Source organism: Streptomyces sp. 35G-GA-8 (genome assembly GCF_023534745.1).
Classification (GTDB): Bacteria; Actinomycetota; Actinomycetes; order Streptomycetales; family Streptomycetaceae; genus Streptomyces.
Map to the genome: position 1 here is coordinate 84,473 of NZ_JAMHJQ010000001.1, position 16,146 is coordinate 100,618.

Here is a 16,146-nt window from a genome sequence, read left to right on the forward strand (position 1 = left end):
CGGCCAAGCTTGTTGCGCGTTGAACGAGTACCGACCGTGCTCCGTACCAACAAGTGGCCCAGCCCTCACCCGGATCCGGGCCGGGCCGGATCCGTCCGTTTTCGATGGGAGAACTCGCCGTGACCTCTGCCGCCTCCTGGCGCACCCGTACCGCAGCCCGCACCGCAGTCCATACCGCAGCCGTACTCCTGACGGCGCTGACCGTCGCGGGCTTGGCGGGAACAGCTGCTTCGGCGGCCGCCGTGCCCGTGGTCACCTGCCCCTCGTCCTCCTGCACGAGCCTGGTGACCGGCCTCGGCGAGCCCGTCGACGCCGCGTACGACACAGGCGACAACGCCTACCTCACGTACCAGAACGGCGAACTGCGCACGGTGAATCTGGTGACCGGCGCGCGCTCCACCGTCGCCACGGGCCTGGGCAATCTGCGCGGCATCGCCCTCGACGGCACCGGCAGCGCGTACGTCGGAGACTTCGACGGCAACCTCCGCGAGGTCGATCTGGCCACCGGACAACAGCGCCTCCTCGCCTCCGGGCTCGGCGCGCTGCACGCCATCGCCCACAGCGGCACCACCATCTACGCGACTGGTGGCAGCGGCAAGCTGTACGAGGTGAAGGAGAGCGGCACTGTACGTGTCGTCGCGTCCGGCCTCGGCCTGTCCCAGGGCATCGCGGTGGACGGACGCGGCGGCGCCTACACCGCGGACATGTTCACGGGCCGGATCCTACGGACGGACCTCACCACCGGGGCGACGAGAACGGTCGCCACCCAGTTCTACGAGCCCACGTCCATCTCCGTGGCGACCGACGGCCAGGTCTACTTCGCCGTCGGCAACGAGGTCACGCGCCTCAACCCGGACACGGGCGTGGGCACGCAGATCGCCAGTGTGCGCGGCCTCAACTTCTTCGCCTTCAAGCTGGACCGGAACGGCAACGCCTACACCACCCAGGTGACCGGCACGGGCTCGCTCTGGAAGATCGCCAACCTGGTCCCGCGACGCTGATTCCCGCCGGCCGCGCCTGATCGCTGAACCGACCGCACACGCTCGCCGTCGCCCACAGGCCCTAGGTCGTGTCGACGGCGAGCCCGCCGTTCAGGATCACCATGCTGAGATCGCGAAGGTTGCCGATGTCCGCGGTGGGGTCGGCGTTCAGCACGAGCAGGTCGGCGCGCTTGCCGGGGGCCACCGTGCCGAGGTCGGGGCGCACGCACTGCCGGGATGCGCCGCTGGTACCCGCGGCCAGCACCTGGGTGGGCGTCAGCCCGGCCGCCACCATGAGTTCGGCCTCTTCAAGTGTGTTGGCTCCGAAGAGGCCGCGACCGCTGAAGGTGTCGCTGCCCAGGGCTATGCGCACGCCGGCATCGGCGACCTTCTTGAGATTGGTACGGGCGTCCGGGTGGGCATCGTCGATCCAGAGCGTGGGCGTGTAGGTGATGTCGTGTTCGAGCATCAGGTCGATGAGCGAGTGGTCGGTGAGGGGCTCGACGGTGACACCGTGCTCCAGACCGTCCGCCCCGGCCTCGATCGCCTCGCGTGCCGCGGCTTGCTGGGTGGTGTGGACGGTGACCCGAAGGCCCCGCTCGTGCCCGGTCTCGATACCCGCCCGAAGGAGATCGAGGGAAAGCCGTCGCAACTCGACACCATCGGGAAAGGCAGGATTCCGCCAGCGGTACTTCGGCCCCCCGGAGTGTGCGCACGCACCTTCCGACAGGAGTTTGATCGCGTCCACCTTGCGGTCGGCGAGGTGGTGCACCAGGTCGCGGATCTGCCGCACGCTGTCGACCTCTCCCGTGAAACGCTCGCGCGCCCAGGGGTTGCCGCTGAAGACAGTGGCGGCGGGATGCCCGTCGCGCCCGGTGATACCGCAACCGGTCGCCAGCAGTCGCGGGCCCCGCAGAGTGCCCGCGGCGATTGCGGCCCGCATGTCCAGGATGCCGCCCGTCGGGTCGCCCACCGACTTGGGCGACGTCGTACAGACCGGCGAGCGCCTGGTAGCCGCCGAAGACATGTGCGCGACCGATCACGAGGTCGTAGGGCGCAGGACCGCGAGCCTCGGTGCTCGCGACTGCTTGGGGTCCTGGGGCATCGCTCATTATCCTGGTGCGTTCTGAGCAGGTCAGGGTGCGCGTCGCATGCCTCAGCGTTTGAGATCCCTCGGCTCATGGTCTGAGGCCAGATCCGCTGCAACAGGCCGGCGATCGTCGTTGCGCCGAGCCGTTCCTCCAGAGCTGGCTCCGCGCCCCTGAACTCGACATCGAGCAGGTCGCCGATGTTGCGTCCGACCAAGAGCTGCCGCCCGCTCACGGCGGCCGTGGCCGACGCCCCAGGGCTCGGACAAGGGCTCGAACTGGCGAGCACTCAACCGGCGCAGCGGCTCCGATCGACAGAGATCTTCACCGGGAGTGACACCATCGGGCGACCCACGGTCAGCCACAGTTTGACGTCGCTCCCGAAGCGCTCCCATGAAATCCGGGTGCACGGTGTGTGTGGAAGGGCCTGTCGTGCGCTACCGCGCACACCGTGTGGTCCCCAACTGGTCCCCAAGAAAGGCACCTCATGCGGCGGCCCTTCGGCGACACCATCCCGGAGCGCCTTCTCGCCCTGATGCCCGAACACCAGCAAGACCACTGAGCAGGCCGAGCACAACACCGCATGACCACACCACTGAACCGGGGCGACGCCGTACACCACCAGCGACAGTGGCAGGAGCGGCCACGTGATCGTGACGGCTACGGCGGTGTATGTCAGTTCCGCGCACCACGTCGTCAGCAGTCCCAGGGTCCACGCGGCATGCAGTCGGCCGCTTTGGGGCTGGGAGGGCCCTGGTTGGACCGGCCGGGCCGGGAAGGGCTGGGATTCATTGTTTGCGCTTTCCGTACGGTTTCATGCCTGGTCATGTGCGTCGATCAAGCCTTGGATGTCAATCTTGGTCATGGCGTGCAGGGCGGTGAGGACGCGTTCAGCGGTCGCTGGGTCGGCGCTGCGGAGGAGTTCCCGCAGGTTCGTGGGCAAGACCTGCCAGGTCACTCCGAAACGATCGATCAGCGAGCCGCCCGGCCCTTCCTCGCCGCCATCGGTGAGGCCCGCCCAGAGGGCGTCCAGCGCCGGCTGGGTATCGCACTCCGCGTACATGGAGATGGCGGGGGTGAAGGGATAGTGCGGTCCGCCGTTGAAGGCGACGTATCGCTGTCCGCCCAGGGTGAAGTCGACGGTGGTGACGCGACCGTCCGGGTCCCGCCGGATGTCACCGATCGCGGAATCGGCGAACAGCATCGTGTAGTAGGTCGCGACTGCTTCAGCCTGGCCGTCGAGCCACAGAAAGGTGCTGACGTGCATGGTGTTCTCTCCTACGGCTTGTTTGTTCGGGGATGTGCGAGGTCGATGTAGCTGTCGAGCACGACGGTGTCGGCAACCTTCTCCAGACCCCGACCGACAATGCGTCTGGGCAGGTACGGCAGGGCCCGCACCGACTGGTTCCGCAGCCACATCCGCGCGTGCGAGTCAGGCATCAGGCCGCCGTCGCCGGATGCGCGGGCGAATTCCTGGGCGCGGTCGACGAACTCGCGCATCCCCGATTCGTACGCAACGTGGGCCACATGGTGATCGCCCCCGGCTTTGAAGAGTTCGCCGGCAAGGACGTAGGCGCCGACCAGGGCGAGGCTGGTGCCGATCCCGGACATGGGAGAAGCGCAGAAAGCGGAGTCCCCGACCAGCACGGTGCGGTCGATCGACCAGGTGTCGACGTGCACTTGCTCAACCCGGTCGAAGTAGAAGTCGGGCGCGTCCCAGATCTTCGACAAGAAACCCGGAACTTCCCACCCGGCGTCCTTGAAATGGCGAGCGACGATTCGCTTCTGCGCGGCAACGTCACGCCGGTCGAACGCGATCCCGGGGGCGCGGAAGAAGAACCCCGCGAGCGCCCTGCCCGGTTCGGCCAACGGGCGCAGACCCGCTGTTCTGCCGGGCCGGCCGACGCTACCGGGCATGGTGTACATCAACTGCCAGCCGTCAAGGTCGACATCCGTGGCGAGGGAGAAGAGAGCGATGAAGGAGTCGAGGTCACGTACGTGGCGGTCCTCAGGGCCGAACGTCAGCCGACGCACGGCGGAATGCACGCCATCCGCCCCCACGAGCAGATCGAACCGTCTGGACTCGCCCTTCTCGAACGCGACAGTGACGCCGTGCTCGTCCTGCTGCACGTTGGTGATCGCATTGCCGAAGACATACTCGACGTCATCGCGGATGGTGTCGTAGAGGATCCGGGCCAAGTCGGTGCGAAGAAGCGCCCACTCGGCAACGGGTCCGCCGGACGGCCCGAATACGTCGGTGCCCAGCCTCGCCACCGGCTTGCCCTTCTCATTGATGAAGGCCATGCCGCGGGCACCGATCCCGGCGCTTTGGACCTGCGCAACGAGACCCATGCGTTCGATCACCTGTCGCGCGGTGCCGCGGATGTCGACCACGTGGCCACCCGTGCGAGGGGCAGGGGCACGTTCCACCACGGTCGGCCGGAACCCGTACCGGCTTAGCCAGTACGCCAGGGCCGTCCCGGCGATGCCACCCCCTGACACGAGGATGTCCCGATTCTCCATACGTCCATCTCCTTCGACCTTCAATACGCTGTTACACGCACCAGCTCTGCGTACAACGTATTGGCCCAGCCTTCCGAAAAGAACGGGCTGATAGACCATAGTGAACTAGTGCGGCGACCCAAGTGAACTAGTTCAATATGCTCTGACATCCTGGATGCGGGCCCAAGTCAACGGAGGATCACGTGCCGTCAGCGCAGGACACCGAACCGCCCTACCGCGTGATCGCCGCGGAGATCCGCTCCCGGATCGTCAGCGGTGATCTCCGTCCCGGTGACCGAGTGCCGTCCATCCGGGCCATCGCGCAGCGGTGGGGTGTCGCGATCGCGACCGCGACCAAGGTGACAGCCACCCTGCGTGACGAGGGACTCGTCGAGGCGAATGTCGGTTCCGGCACGGTGGTCAGCCCACAGGCCGGCCGTCAACGGGCACCCTCGGCTCACGGCGCCACTCCGACCGCACGGGGAGCCGAGACGCCCGACCAGGAGTTGCTACGGCTGCGCATCCTCAGGTCCGCCATCGAACTTGCCGATGCCGATGGGCTTCAGGCGCTGACGATGCGCCGGCTCGCGGCCACGCTCGACCTCGGGCCGATGTCCCTGTATCGCCACGTCACAGGCAAGGAGGAACTGCTGATGCAGATGGCCGACCTCGTGTTCGGCGATCTCAGCTTGCCTGAAGAGGGTCCGAAGGGGTGGCGTGCCAAACTCGAACTCGTCGCCCGTCAGCAATGGCGGCTGTGTCGGCGGCACCTGTGGCTGCCTCACGTCGTCTCGTTCACTCGCCCCGTCCTGGTCCCCAACATGATGGCTCACACGGAATGGACGCTGCGGGCCCTCGACGGACTCGATCTCCCCATGGACGTCCGACTTCAAGAAGCGCTCACCCTGCATGCGCTCGTCGTAACCATCGGACTGTCCAAGGCCGACGAGGCCCAGGCCGAGAGGAACACCGGTATGACATTGAATCGCTGGTCCGAAACTCAGCGGTCCCACCGCCGGGAGCTCCTCGCCGGCGGAAGATTTCCCCTCCTGGCAGCCATCTCCGACGACACGGCACCCGACTTGGACGTCCTGTTCGAGTACGGACTGAAACGCCATCTCGACGGCTTCGCCGCACTGGTCGGCGGCCGCGGGGGCAGCTCCGCTGCGCCGGCGTAGCCGATTGGTCCCCGCACCTCAGCTGCACCGTGCCGGTGTGCCGGTCGTCCAACAAGCAGCCCGACGCGACCTCGGCGATGTCCGCCGGGTCAATGACCGGCACCCCGACGTCACCGAAGGGCGCTGCGACGACCCGCCGCGCGCGAATGGACTCGGCCCACCACAGGATGTTGGGGGCGAAGCCGCCCGGCCGTAGGACGGCCCACTCCGCACCGGACTCCCGCAGGGCGTCCTCCACCGCACGCAACGCGATCCGTGTCGGGCCGAACGGCCTGGTCGCCACGCCCTGCGAAGACAGCAGGACGATCCGGCGGAGCCCCCTGCTGCCCCGCCTCGACCAGCGCCCCCGTCAGCGGAAGCCCCACGTTCCTGGTGGCCCCGGTCACGAGGTCCAGCCGACGGCACCGACCCAAGTCACCTACGGGTTCACGGAGTTCGGCCGGGGCGTCGGCGCACCGCTGAAGGAGCTGTTCGACCGGATCACACGGCGGCTGCCGCCACGCGACTCGGCATGGCGCGGTACGGCCCGACCCGCGAACCGCCTGTCGGGGCGTCGGCAAGGGCGCGGCGCCGGTCCGGTCGGCGGGTTCTGCCGCCGCCTTCGCGTCACCGCCCCGTGCATCCGTACGGCATCATCCAAGGTGAACGGATGGAAAGACGTGGGGGCGTCCGGGTGCTGGGTGGCCGGTCATTCCTGTGCGTCGCGAACCAGAAGTGCGATCTGTACCCGGTTTTCGACCGCCAGCTTGGCGAACAGGTTGCCTGTGTGCGCCTTGACGGTCGCGATGCCGATGTGCAGCCGCTCCGCGATCTCCGGGTTGCCAAGACCGTCCGCGATGACCCGGGCCGTGTCGAGTTCTCGTTCGGACAGCGCGGACAGCTGTTGCCGCGCGGCTTCCGGGACGGGCGGCGGGCCTCGGAGGACTGCGGCCCGGTGGCCGCGGCGATCACTCGTGCCGTGACCGCCGGGGACAGCGGCGTCGGCCGGGTGAGGAGTTCCCGGGTCGCGCTGAGGCCGTCACGGCCGGGCATCCGGATGTCCATCAGGACGGACGTCCGGTCGCTGCTCGTCCACCATGGTGATCGCGGCGTCCCCGTCGGGTGTCGGGTGATGGCTGAGCTTTCCGCCGGCGAGGGTGATGCGTTCGGCGAGGCCGAGCAGGCCGAATCCAGATGCCGGCGGTTGAGTGGTCGTCGTGGTGACCGGGGTGTTGTGGACGAGTACGTGCATCTCGTCGCCGACTGTTCCTTCGACGGTGATGTGTACGGGGGCGCCTGGGGCGTGTTTGGCGGCGTTGGTCAGTCCTTCCTGGATGACCCGGTAGCAGGTTCGTCCCACGACCTCGGACGGTTCTCCCGTCACCGTGTTGGTGAGCGTGACCTCCAGTCCGGAAGTACGGGCGTCGGCCACCGGCTCCGGGATGCGGTCGAGGGAGGGCTGGGGCGGTTCCGGGCGGCCCGGGGCGGCGCGGAGCACACCGAGGACGTCTCGTAGTTCTTCCAGCGCCTGGTGGGAGCCGTCGGCGATGCCACGGATCAGCCTATGGTTCTGCTCGGCGGGCAGGTCGCCGCGGTGGTCCAGTACCCCGGCCTGCATGGCGACCAGGGAGATCCGGTGCGCGAGCACATCGTGCGTCTCCCGGGCGATACGGTTCCGTTCCTGGGCCCGTGCCTGCGCTTCCCGTGCGGTCTGTTCCCGCTCCGCGCCCTCTGCCCACTCCCGCAAGGACCGCACCTCGACGCGCCGCGCGCCGATGGCCTCGCCGTCCAGCGCGCCCCCGGACACCGCCGCTAGACCGGCTGGTCCCCAACCGGTCCCCAAGAGACACGGAAAGGCGGTACCGGATTTCTCCGATACCGCCTACGACCTGCGAAAACACAAGTCGGGACGACAGGATTTGAACCTGCGACCCCTTGACCCCCAGTCAAGTGCGCTACCAAGCTGCGCCACGTCCCGATGCCCGTCTGACCTGGGGTTTCCCCGGTCCGAACGCGCATGAGAACAATACCGCACTCGGACCTGTGGTCACGAATCGCTTTCCGGGCGTCGCTTCCCGGGCAGATCGGGCTTGACCTCAAGCGTGGTTGAAGTTGCACCGTGGATCGCATGACGACGACAGAGATGACCTCCGCAGCGGGATACGAGGATCTGGACCGGCTGCTGGCCCTCATGACGGGGGACGAGAAGCACGGGCCGGCGGCGACCTCCACGCTGGACGCCCTGTGGGTGCTGTACGACCGGGTCCTGCGTGTGTCGCCCGGGACCGTCGACGCGCCGGAGCGGGATCGGTTCCTGCTCTCGAAGGGGCACGGGCCGATGGCGTACTACGCGGTCCTCGCCGCCAAGGGCTTCCTCGCCGAGGAGACGCTGCCCGGCTTCGGCTCGTACGACTCGCCGCTCGGGCATCACCCCGACCGGACGCTGATCCCGGGCGTCGAGATCGGCAGCGGTTCGCTCGGGCACGGGCTGCCGCTCGCCGTGGGCAGTGTGCTCGGGCTCCGGGCCCAGGGGCTCACCGATCCGCGGGTATGGGTGCTGATCGGCGACGCGGAGCTGGACGAGGGCAGCAATCACGAGGCGCTCGCGTACGCGGGTCCGGCGGGACTCGATCAGCTCCACGCACTGGTGATCGACAACGCGTCCGCGACCTACGGCTGGCCGGGCGGCATCGCGTCGCGGTTCGAGGCGGCCGGCTGGTCGGCCGAGACCGTCGACGGCCGGGACCACGAGGCGCTGTACGCGGCCTTCACCGCGCCGCACCCCGGCCGGCCCCGGGCGGTCGTGGCCCGTGTCGAAGCCAAGTCCTGACCGCCTCCGCCGCGCCACCGCCACGTACGAGCGCCGAAACCACCCGCGGGCTCCGGCCGCCGGCACCCGCCGACGCACCCATCAAGAGGGGTTTTTCCCATGGACACCATGCGCGACCGCTTCATCTCCACCACCTCCCGGCTGCTGGACGACGACCCACGGCTCGCCGTCGTCCTCGCCGAGATCAGCCAGGACGGCTTCGACGCCGCGCAGCGACGCCATCCCGATCGCGTGATCAATGTCGGGATCCGTGAACAGCTGCTGGTCGGGGTGGGCGGCGGACTTGCGCTCGCCGGGCTGCGGCCGATCGTGCACACCTTCGCCAGCTTCCTGGTCGAGCGGCCCTTCGAGCAGGTCAAGCTCGACTTCGGGCATCAGGGCGTGAGCGGCGTACTTGTCAGCGCGGGGGCCTCGTACGACTGGCCCGCCGGTGGCTTCACCCATATGGCGCCCGGCGATGTCGCGCTGATGGACACGCTCGACGGCTGGGCGGTGCACGTACCCGGCCATCCCGACGAGGCCGAGGCCCTGCTGCGGCGCGCCGCCGCCGGGGACGGACGGGATTACGTCCGGCTGTCCCTGCAGAGCAACGAGCGGGCACGGCCGGTGACCAGCGGTGGATTCAGCACCGTGCGCGAGGGGCGCGCCGGCGTGGTGGTTGCCGTCGGGCCGATGCTGGACAACGTACTGGCGGCCACGGAGGGGCTGGATACGACGGTGCTGTACGCGACGACCGTGCGGCCCTTCGACGGAGCGGCGCTGCGCCGGGCCGTCGCGGGCGGGGACACGGCGGATGTCGTGGTCGTCGAGCCGTATCTCGTCGGCACCTCGACGGCCGCGGCCAACGACGCGCTGTCCGAGACCCCGCACCGGGTGCTCGGGCTCGGTGTGGCCCGGCGCGAGCTGCGCCGTTACGGACAGCTGGAAGAGCATGTGGCGGGGCAGGGTCTCGACGCCGCGTCCCTGCGGGAGCGGATCTCGGGGTTCCTGACGCTTACGTGAGGGGTCCGAAAGGGTTCCTCGGTGAGACGGTTCGTGGGTGAGGGTTGGTAGGTGAGGCGTTCCCAAGCGAACCTCTCGGGGTTTTCCCAAGCGGTCCTCTCGGGGGCGGGCTCCCCGGAGCGCGTCGTCGGGCCGCACGAGGGAACCTGGAGGGGACCGGGGCCCTCGATGCGGAGACACACCCGCGTCGAAGGCCCCGCGGAAGATGTACGGAGCGCGGAAGACGTACAGAAGTGGAGCCTGCCATGACCGCGAGCGGTGATCTGCTCATCGACGCCTTCGGCCGTATCCGCGAGGAGGTCCATGAGGCGGTGGACGGCCTCTCCCCGGATGAGCTGGCGGTACGGCTGGACGACGGGGCGAATTCGATCGCCTGGCTGATCTGGCATCTCACCCGGATCCAGGACGATCACATCGCCGACGCGGCCGGTACGCAGGAGGTGTGGATCGCGCAGGAGTGGTCGGAGAGGTTCGAGCTGCCTTTCTCGCGCCGCTCCACCGGATACGGTCACTCCGCCAAGGACGTGGCCTCGCTCGGCGGGATCTCCGGGGAACTGCTCGTCGAGTACCACGATGCCGTGCACGAGCGGACGGCGAAGTTCCTCGGCACGCTCAAGGACGCGGACCTCGGCCGGGTCGTCGACGACGCGTGGACCCCGGCCGTCACTCTCGGCGTACGGCTGGTCAGCGTCATCTCCGACGATCTTCAGCATGTCGGGCAGGCCGCGTTCATCCGGGGGTGGCTGGAGCGGCCCTGAGCCGTGCGGGCGTCTGCTGTCCGGTTCTGTCCGGGACGACGCATCCAGGTCAGACGACCCGTCCAGGTCAGGGGGTGCCGGGTCCGGCGGCGGTGCACGCCCCGGCGCGGGTCAGATACGACAGCACCTCCCGGGCGGCCGGGCCCGTGCGCTGGTTCTCGGGAACGGCCGCCGAGACTTCCCAGAGGTGATCTTCCGCACCGGCCAGCGGTATGGTCCGCAGCGCCGCGGCCTGCTCCTTGCGCGCGATGGGGCGAGGCACCACCGCGATGCCCAGACCGTGCCCGACCAGCTCGATCAGACTGTGCACGTCATTGACCTCCAGGGCGACCCGCCGCTCGATGCGGGCGGCGGCGAAGGCCCGGTCGGTGAGGCCGCGAGCACCCCAGTCCTCGTGGAAGTCGACAAAGACCTCGTTGCCCAGCTCGGCCCATTCGGCCTTCTCCGACCCGGCCAGCGGATGATCGGGGTGGCAGAGCAGCACCATCGGCTCGCTGGCCAGGGGCACCAGTCGTACCCCCTCGGGCACGGCCCCGGACACGGCGACGAAGGCCAGGTCGAGCCGTCCGTCCGCGACGTCCTCCACGAGCGAGGCCGAGCCCGCCTGCCGCAGCCGCACCTCGACCTCGGGGTGCTCCGACCGGAAGCGGGCGAGCAGGCCCGGGACATGTACGCCCGTGACGCACTGTTCGGTGCCTACGGAGAGGGTGCCGCGCAGCAGCCCCTGCACCGCCGCGACCGCCTCACGGCCCGCCCGTACGCTCGCCAGCGCGCGTGCCGCCTCCACGAGCAGGGCCTCGCCGGCGCCGGTCAGCTCGACCCTGCGGGTGGAGCGCACGAAGAGCCGGGCGCCCAGCTCACGTTCCAGGGCCCGGACGGAGGCCGACAATCCCGACTGCGAGACCATCAGCCGCTGGGCGGCGCGGGTGAAGTGGCGCTCTTCCGCGACGGCGACGAAGTATTCGAGATGTCGGAGTTCCACGGCATACGAGCCTAATCGCACGGGGCGGCACGGCGGGCAGGCTCGATTGAGAAGCCCCATCACTCAATGCGTTCGGTTTCTTCTATTGGACGTCTCACGGGTCGAGGGCAAAGCTGGAGAGAGTCCGCCGGAACCGGCGGGCATCGCAGCAGGAAGGGTGTTCCCCACCATGAAGACTCGCCGCATCGGAACCGTCGAGGTCAGTGCGATCGGTCTGGGCGGTATGCCGATGTCGATCGAGGGACGGCCCGACGAGGCCCGCTCCATCGCCACCATCCACGCGGCACTGGACGCCGGGGTGACACTGATCGACACGGCGGACGCCTACCACCGGGACGCCGACGACGTCGGCCACAACGAGTCCCTGATCGCCAAGGCACTGGCCTCCCACAGCCGGGGGGCCGACGTACTGGTGGCGACCAAGGGCGGCCATCTGCGTCCCGGCGACGGCTCCTGGACGCTGGACGGCTCCCCCGAGCACCTCAAGCGCGCCTGTGAGGCGTCGCTCGGCCGGCTCGGTGTGGAGGCGATCGGGCTCTACCAGTTCCACCGTCCCGACCCGAAGGTTCCCTACGAGGAGTCCGTCGGCGCGCTGCGTGATCTGCTCGATGAGGGCAAGATCGTGCAGGCCGGTATCTCCAACGCCGACCCGGATCAGATCCGGTCGGCCAATGAGGTTCTCGGCGGCCGGCTGGCCTCGGTGCAGAACCAGTTCTCACCCGCCTTCCGCTCCAGCGAGCCCGAGCTCGAACTCTGCGCGGAACTGGGCATCGCGTTCCTGCCGTGGAGTCCGTTCGGCGGAATCAAGAACGCGGGTGAACTCGGCTCCTCGCACGCGCCGTTCGCCCGGATCGCGGAGGCTCACGGCGTGAGCCCCCAGCGGGTGTGCCTGGCCTGGATGCTGGCCAAGTCGCCCACGGTGCTGCCGATCCCGGGCTCCAGCCGTCCGGAGACCATCACCGACTCGGTCGGGGCGGCCGACCTCGTACTGACTGCCGCCGAGGTGGCGGAGCTGGACGCGGCCTGACGACACCCGCGTCAGGATCTACGGAACCCACGCACCACCGACCCGCCCGGGCGATCGCCGAGGCGGGTCGGCCGTATGCCCGGACGGAATGCGCGGGAACCGGGATGCGCGAAGACCGGAATACGCGAGGACCGGATGCGCGAAGACCGGAATGCGCGAGGACCGGCACCAACTCCCGTATCACAGAGGGCCCTTCCGACCCATTGACCCCCTGTAACAGGTGAACCTACGCTGTGCGACGTACTCCAGAAAGCGCTTTCTAACCCGCAGCTCGGCTCACCAGCACCGGGAGCGCCCATGAGAACGTCATCCGTCAGACCCCCGTCCCCATCCCCATCCCCATCACCGTCCCTGTTCCACTCCCCCTTCTCTCCCTTCCTTGTCATCGGCGCGCTACTGGCGCTCGTCCTCGGCCTCGGGATGGCCGCGCCACCCCGCGCCGACGCGGCTCCGTTCCGCGTTCTGGTCTTCTCCAAGACCACCAACTCCGTGCATGACTCGATCCCGACCGGCATCAGGACGATCGAGCAGCTCGGCAGCGAGAACGGGTTCGAGGTGGAGGCCACCGACGACGCCGCGGCCTTCACCACGGACAATCTCGCCCGCTTCCAGGCGATCGTCTTCAACAACACCAACTCCACCCCGGAGAGCGGCGATCTGCTCGACGCCGACCAGCGCTCCGCCCTCCAGGGCTTCGTGCGAGCGGGCGGCGGCTGGGTCGGTCTGCACTCCGCGTCCGCCAGTGAGCGCGACTGGGACTGGTACGAGGGGCTGGTCGGCGCGATCTTCGACAAGCACCCCGCCATCCAGACCGGCCGGGTGAAGATGCTGGACCAGACCCACCCCTCCACCCAGGGCCTTCCTCAGCTCTGGGAACACACGGAGGAGTGGTACAACTGGCGCACCAACCCGACCGGCAAGGTGCACACGCTCGCCCAGGTCAAGGTGAACGACGGCGTCGAAGGGCTGGACGAGGGCGTCGACCAGCCGTGGTCGTGGTGCCAGAACTACGACGGCGGACGCTCCTGGTACACCGCCGGCGGACACAGTTCGTCCACCTTCGAGGAGGACGCGTTCCGCAAGCATCTGCTGGGCGGGATCCAGTGGGCCGCGGGCAACAAGCCCGGCGACTGCACCGCCACCAAGACGGGCGCCTTCCAGCGCACCGCGCTGGCCACCAGCGATCTCGCCGACCCCTTCGAGCTGGCCGTCGCCCCGGACCGCAGGGTCTTCTTCATCCAGCGCACCGGCAAGCTGAAGGTGATCGACCAGACCACGCTCCAGGTCTCGACCGCGCTGGACTTCGCCTACACCCCGGAGATGACGAGCCAGTCCGACGGGCTTCTCGGGCTGGCGCTCGACCCGGATTTCGCGGCGAACAACTGGCTCTATCTGCTCCACTCCGACAAGACCGAGAAACGGCTCAATCTGTCGCGCTTCACGGTCACCGGGAACACCATCGATCCCGCCTCCGAGAAACGGCTGTTGACCGTTCCGACGCTACGCGGTGAGGGTCGGGCCAATTCCCATATGGCCGGTTCGATCGCCTTCGACAAGAACGGCGATCTGTATGTCGCGACCGGCGACAACACCGATCCGTTCGCCTCCGACGGCTTCTCCCCGATCGATGAGCGCGAGGGCCGCCGCGCCTGGGACGCCCAGGGCACGTCCGGGAACACGAACGATCTGCGCGGCAAGATCCTGCGGATCACCCCGGAGGACGACGGCACCTACTCGATCCCGGAGGGGAATCTCTTCGCCCCGGGTACGGAGAAGACCCGTCCCGAGGTCTACGCGATGGGCATGCGCAATCCGTTCCGTATCACCACCGACCCGCTGAGCGGGGCCGTGCTGATGGGGGACTACGGGCCGGACGCGCGGGAGGCCGTGGCCGACCGGGGACCCGAGGGCACGGTCGAGTACAACAGGATCACCGAGGCGGGGAATTACGGCTGGCCGTACTGCACCGGCAACAACACCCCGTTCAACGACTACGACTTCGCGACCGGAACCTCGGGGGCGAAGTTCGACTGCGCCAAGCTGGTCAACGACTCGCCGAACAACACCGGTCTGCGGGAGCTGCCCGCGGCCAAGCCGGCGACGGTCTGGTACGCGTACTCCGCCTCCTCCGAATTCCCCGAACTCGGCACAGGCGGCGGCGGACCGATGAGCGGTCCCGTCTACGACTACGACCCCGCGAACACCTATCCGTCGAAGTTCCCGGAGTACTTCGAGGGCAAATGGCTCAACTATGAGCTGACCAGGACCTGGTTCAAGGCCTTCTCGTTCCAGCGGGAGGACCAGACCTTCACCGACCCGCGCTTCGATCCGGTGAAGGCGGGTGATCTCCACTCCATCAACGGCGTCTTCGGCGATCTGAAGTGGAACCAGCCCTTCGACGCCGACTTCGGACCCGACGGAGCGCTGTACGTCATCGACTTCGGGCTCGGCAGCGGTACGGGCCGGGGCGGCAGCAACGAGGGCTCGGGCATCTACCGTATCGACTATGTCGCCGACGGCCGACTGCCCGACGCCAAGGCCACGGCGACCCCGGACAGCGGCCCCGGACCGTTGAAGGTGACCTTCTCCAGCGAGGGTTCTGGGCTGCCGGGCGGCAAGCCGGTGACCTACGCGTGGGACTTCGACGGCGACGGGACCACCGACTCCACCGAGCCGAATCCGTCCCATGTCTACCAGGACAAGGGCCGGTTCACCGCGCGCCTGACCGTCACCGGGCCCGACGGGCTCACCGCACTCTCCGTCCAGGAGATCACCGTCGGCAACACCAGACCGGTCGTCACCATCCAACAGCCCCCGAACGGCGGGATGTTCAGCTTCGGCGACACCATCCCGTTCACCGTGAAGGTGACGGACCGGGAGGACGGAAAGACGGGGCCCGGCGGCCGGATCGACTGCTCGCGGGTGGTCGTACAGTCCCAGCTAGGCCATGACAGCCATCTGCATCCGCTGGACAACTACACCGGTTGCACAGGGGAGATCGTCACCGACGCCGGGGACAGCCATGGCCCCGGGCAGAACCTGTACTACGGCATCACCGCGCAGTACGAGGACAAGGGCGCCGAGGGCGTACCCGCGCTGACGGGCTCGACATCGCTGACGCTCCGTACGACCTTCCGGGAGGCGGAGCACCGTACCGCGACCGGAGGCGCGCACGAGGGCACGGTGATCGCCGACCGCGCCGACTCCTCGGGCGGCAAGCGGGTGACCGAGATCGAGGACGGTGACTGGATCTCCTTCGACCCGGTGAATCTCAAGGGCATCCAGTCGGTGACGGTCGGCGCCTCGTCGGGCGGTCTCGGCGGTGACATCGAGTTCCGCGACGGCTCACCGACCGGACCGCTGCTGGGGAAGGTGACCATCCCCAACACCGGCGGCTTCGGCAATCTGGTCTCCCCCACGGTCAAGCTGAAGAACCCCGGCGGCTCGGTGAAGCTGTACGCCGTCTTCACCAACCCGGACTGGTCGGCGGAGAAACCGGATCTGTTCGCGGTCGACTGGCTGCACTTCAACGGCCCCGGGGTGGAGAAGAAACCGGCCACGAAGGTGTCACTCAAGGCGACACCCGCCGAGGGAAACACACCGTTGGCCGTCCAGCTCACCAGCACCGTGAAGCCGGCGGCCGGGCGCACCATCGCCTCGTACCACTGGGACTTCGGTGACAACACCAAGGTCACGGGTACGGAAGGGCCGAGCGCGGCCCACACCTACACACGGCCGGGCGCGTACACGGCGCATCTGACCGTCACCGACGACAAGGGCGACACAACGACCGGCGCGGTCCCGATCCAGGTACGTTGAG

General features: G+C 68.6%; 11 protein-coding genes, 1 tRNA gene and 4 pseudogenes. 8 read left to right on the forward strand and 8 right to left on the reverse strand.

Annotation, left to right across the window (positions count from 1 at the left end):
• Positions 1 to 119 precede the first annotated feature (119 nt).
• The gene (locus M1203_RS00355) at positions 120 to 1,001 is read left to right on the forward strand and encodes a hypothetical protein (RefSeq protein WP_249947394.1); all 882 of its coding nucleotides are present in this window, start codon (positions 120 to 122) and stop codon (positions 999 to 1,001) included.
• A 61-nt stretch (positions 1,002 to 1,062) separates the two neighbouring features.
• Here the strand turns inward: M1203_RS00355 and M1203_RS00360 are convergent, their stop codons facing one another.
• From M1203_RS00360 to M1203_RS00370, 3 genes are all read right to left on the reverse strand, one after another.
• Entirely contained in the window at positions 1,063 to 2,007 is a 945-nt protein-coding gene (locus M1203_RS00360) for an amidohydrolase family protein (RefSeq protein WP_249947395.1), read from the reverse strand.
• Positions 2,008 to 2,882: 875 nt separating this feature from the next.
• On the reverse strand, positions 2,883 to 3,335 hold the full coding sequence (locus M1203_RS00365; RefSeq protein WP_249947396.1) for a VOC family protein: 453 nt from the start codon (positions 3,333 to 3,335) through the stop codon (positions 2,883 to 2,885).
• Between the two features lie 11 nt (positions 3,336 to 3,346).
• Positions 3,347 to 4,591, reverse strand: a complete 1,245-nt coding sequence (locus M1203_RS00370; protein WP_249947397.1) for an FAD-dependent monooxygenase — start codon at positions 4,589 to 4,591, stop codon at positions 3,347 to 3,349.
• Between the two features lie 218 nt (positions 4,592 to 4,809).
• On the opposite strand from M1203_RS00370, the gene M1203_RS38975 reads away from it, so the two are divergent.
• The gene (locus M1203_RS38975) at positions 4,810 to 5,748 is read left to right on the forward strand and encodes a TetR/AcrR family transcriptional regulator C-terminal domain-containing protein (protein WP_249947889.1); all 939 of its coding nucleotides are present in this window, start codon (positions 4,810 to 4,812) and stop codon (positions 5,746 to 5,748) included.
• On the opposite strand, the pseudogene M1203_RS00380 reads toward M1203_RS38975, so the two are convergent.
• A pseudogene (locus tag M1203_RS00380) lies at positions 5,729 to 6,067 on the reverse strand (SDR family oxidoreductase); the annotation flags it as partial. The gene M1203_RS38975 and the pseudogene M1203_RS00380 sit on opposite strands and share 20 nt — an antisense overlap.
• A 67-nt stretch (positions 6,068 to 6,134) precedes the next feature.
• Between M1203_RS00380 and M1203_RS00385 the strand changes: the two are divergent.
• Positions 6,135 to 6,251, forward strand: a pseudogene (locus M1203_RS00385) (transcriptional regulator); the annotation flags it as partial.
• Positions 6,252 to 6,436: 185 nt separating this feature from the next.
• Here the strand turns inward: M1203_RS00385 and M1203_RS00390 are convergent.
• From M1203_RS00390 to M1203_RS00400, 3 genes and pseudogenes are all read right to left on the reverse strand, one after another.
• Positions 6,437 to 6,847 (reverse strand): annotated as a pseudogene (locus M1203_RS00390) (response regulator transcription factor); the annotation flags it as partial.
• Positions 6,827 to 7,516: pseudogene (locus tag M1203_RS00395) on the reverse strand (sensor histidine kinase); the annotation flags it as partial. The pseudogenes M1203_RS00395 and M1203_RS00390, both read right to left, overlap by 21 nt.
• A gap of 115 nt (positions 7,517 to 7,631) precedes the next feature.
• Positions 7,632 to 7,705: transfer RNA gene (locus tag M1203_RS00400), tRNA-Pro, on the reverse strand.
• 150 nt (positions 7,706 to 7,855) lie between these two features.
• Here M1203_RS00400 and M1203_RS00405 point away from each other — a divergent pair.
• From M1203_RS00405 to M1203_RS00415, 3 genes are all read left to right on the forward strand, one after another.
• Positions 7,856 to 8,557, forward strand: a complete 702-nt coding sequence (locus tag M1203_RS00405) for a transketolase (protein ID WP_249947398.1) — start codon at positions 7,856 to 7,858, stop codon at positions 8,555 to 8,557.
• Positions 8,558 to 8,656: 99 nt separating this feature from the next.
• The gene (locus M1203_RS00410; RefSeq protein ID WP_249947399.1) at positions 8,657 to 9,559 is read left to right on the forward strand and encodes a transketolase family protein; all 903 of its coding nucleotides are present in this window, start codon (positions 8,657 to 8,659) and stop codon (positions 9,557 to 9,559) included.
• A 245-nt stretch (positions 9,560 to 9,804) separates the two neighbouring features.
• A complete protein-coding gene (locus tag M1203_RS00415) occupies positions 9,805 to 10,317 on the forward strand; it encodes a DinB family protein (RefSeq protein ID WP_249947400.1) in 513 nt (170 codons plus the stop codon).
• Positions 10,318 to 10,384: 67 nt separating this feature from the next.
• Here M1203_RS00415 and M1203_RS00420 read toward each other — a convergent pair whose 3' ends face one another.
• A complete protein-coding gene (locus tag M1203_RS00420) occupies positions 10,385 to 11,299 on the reverse strand; it encodes a LysR family transcriptional regulator (protein ID WP_249947401.1) in 915 nt (304 codons plus the stop codon).
• A gap of 169 nt (positions 11,300 to 11,468) precedes the next feature.
• Between M1203_RS00420 and M1203_RS00425 the strand changes: the two genes are divergently transcribed.
• Positions 11,469 to 12,326, forward strand: a complete 858-nt coding sequence (locus tag M1203_RS00425; protein WP_249947402.1) for an aldo/keto reductase — start codon at positions 11,469 to 11,471, stop codon at positions 12,324 to 12,326.
• Positions 12,327 to 12,746: 420 nt separating this feature from the next.
• Positions 12,747 to 16,145: a ThuA domain-containing protein gene (locus M1203_RS00430; RefSeq protein WP_249947403.1), complete on the forward strand. Its 3,399-nt coding sequence runs from the start codon at positions 12,747 to 12,749 to the stop codon at positions 16,143 to 16,145.
• Position 16,146 lies beyond the last annotated feature (1 nt).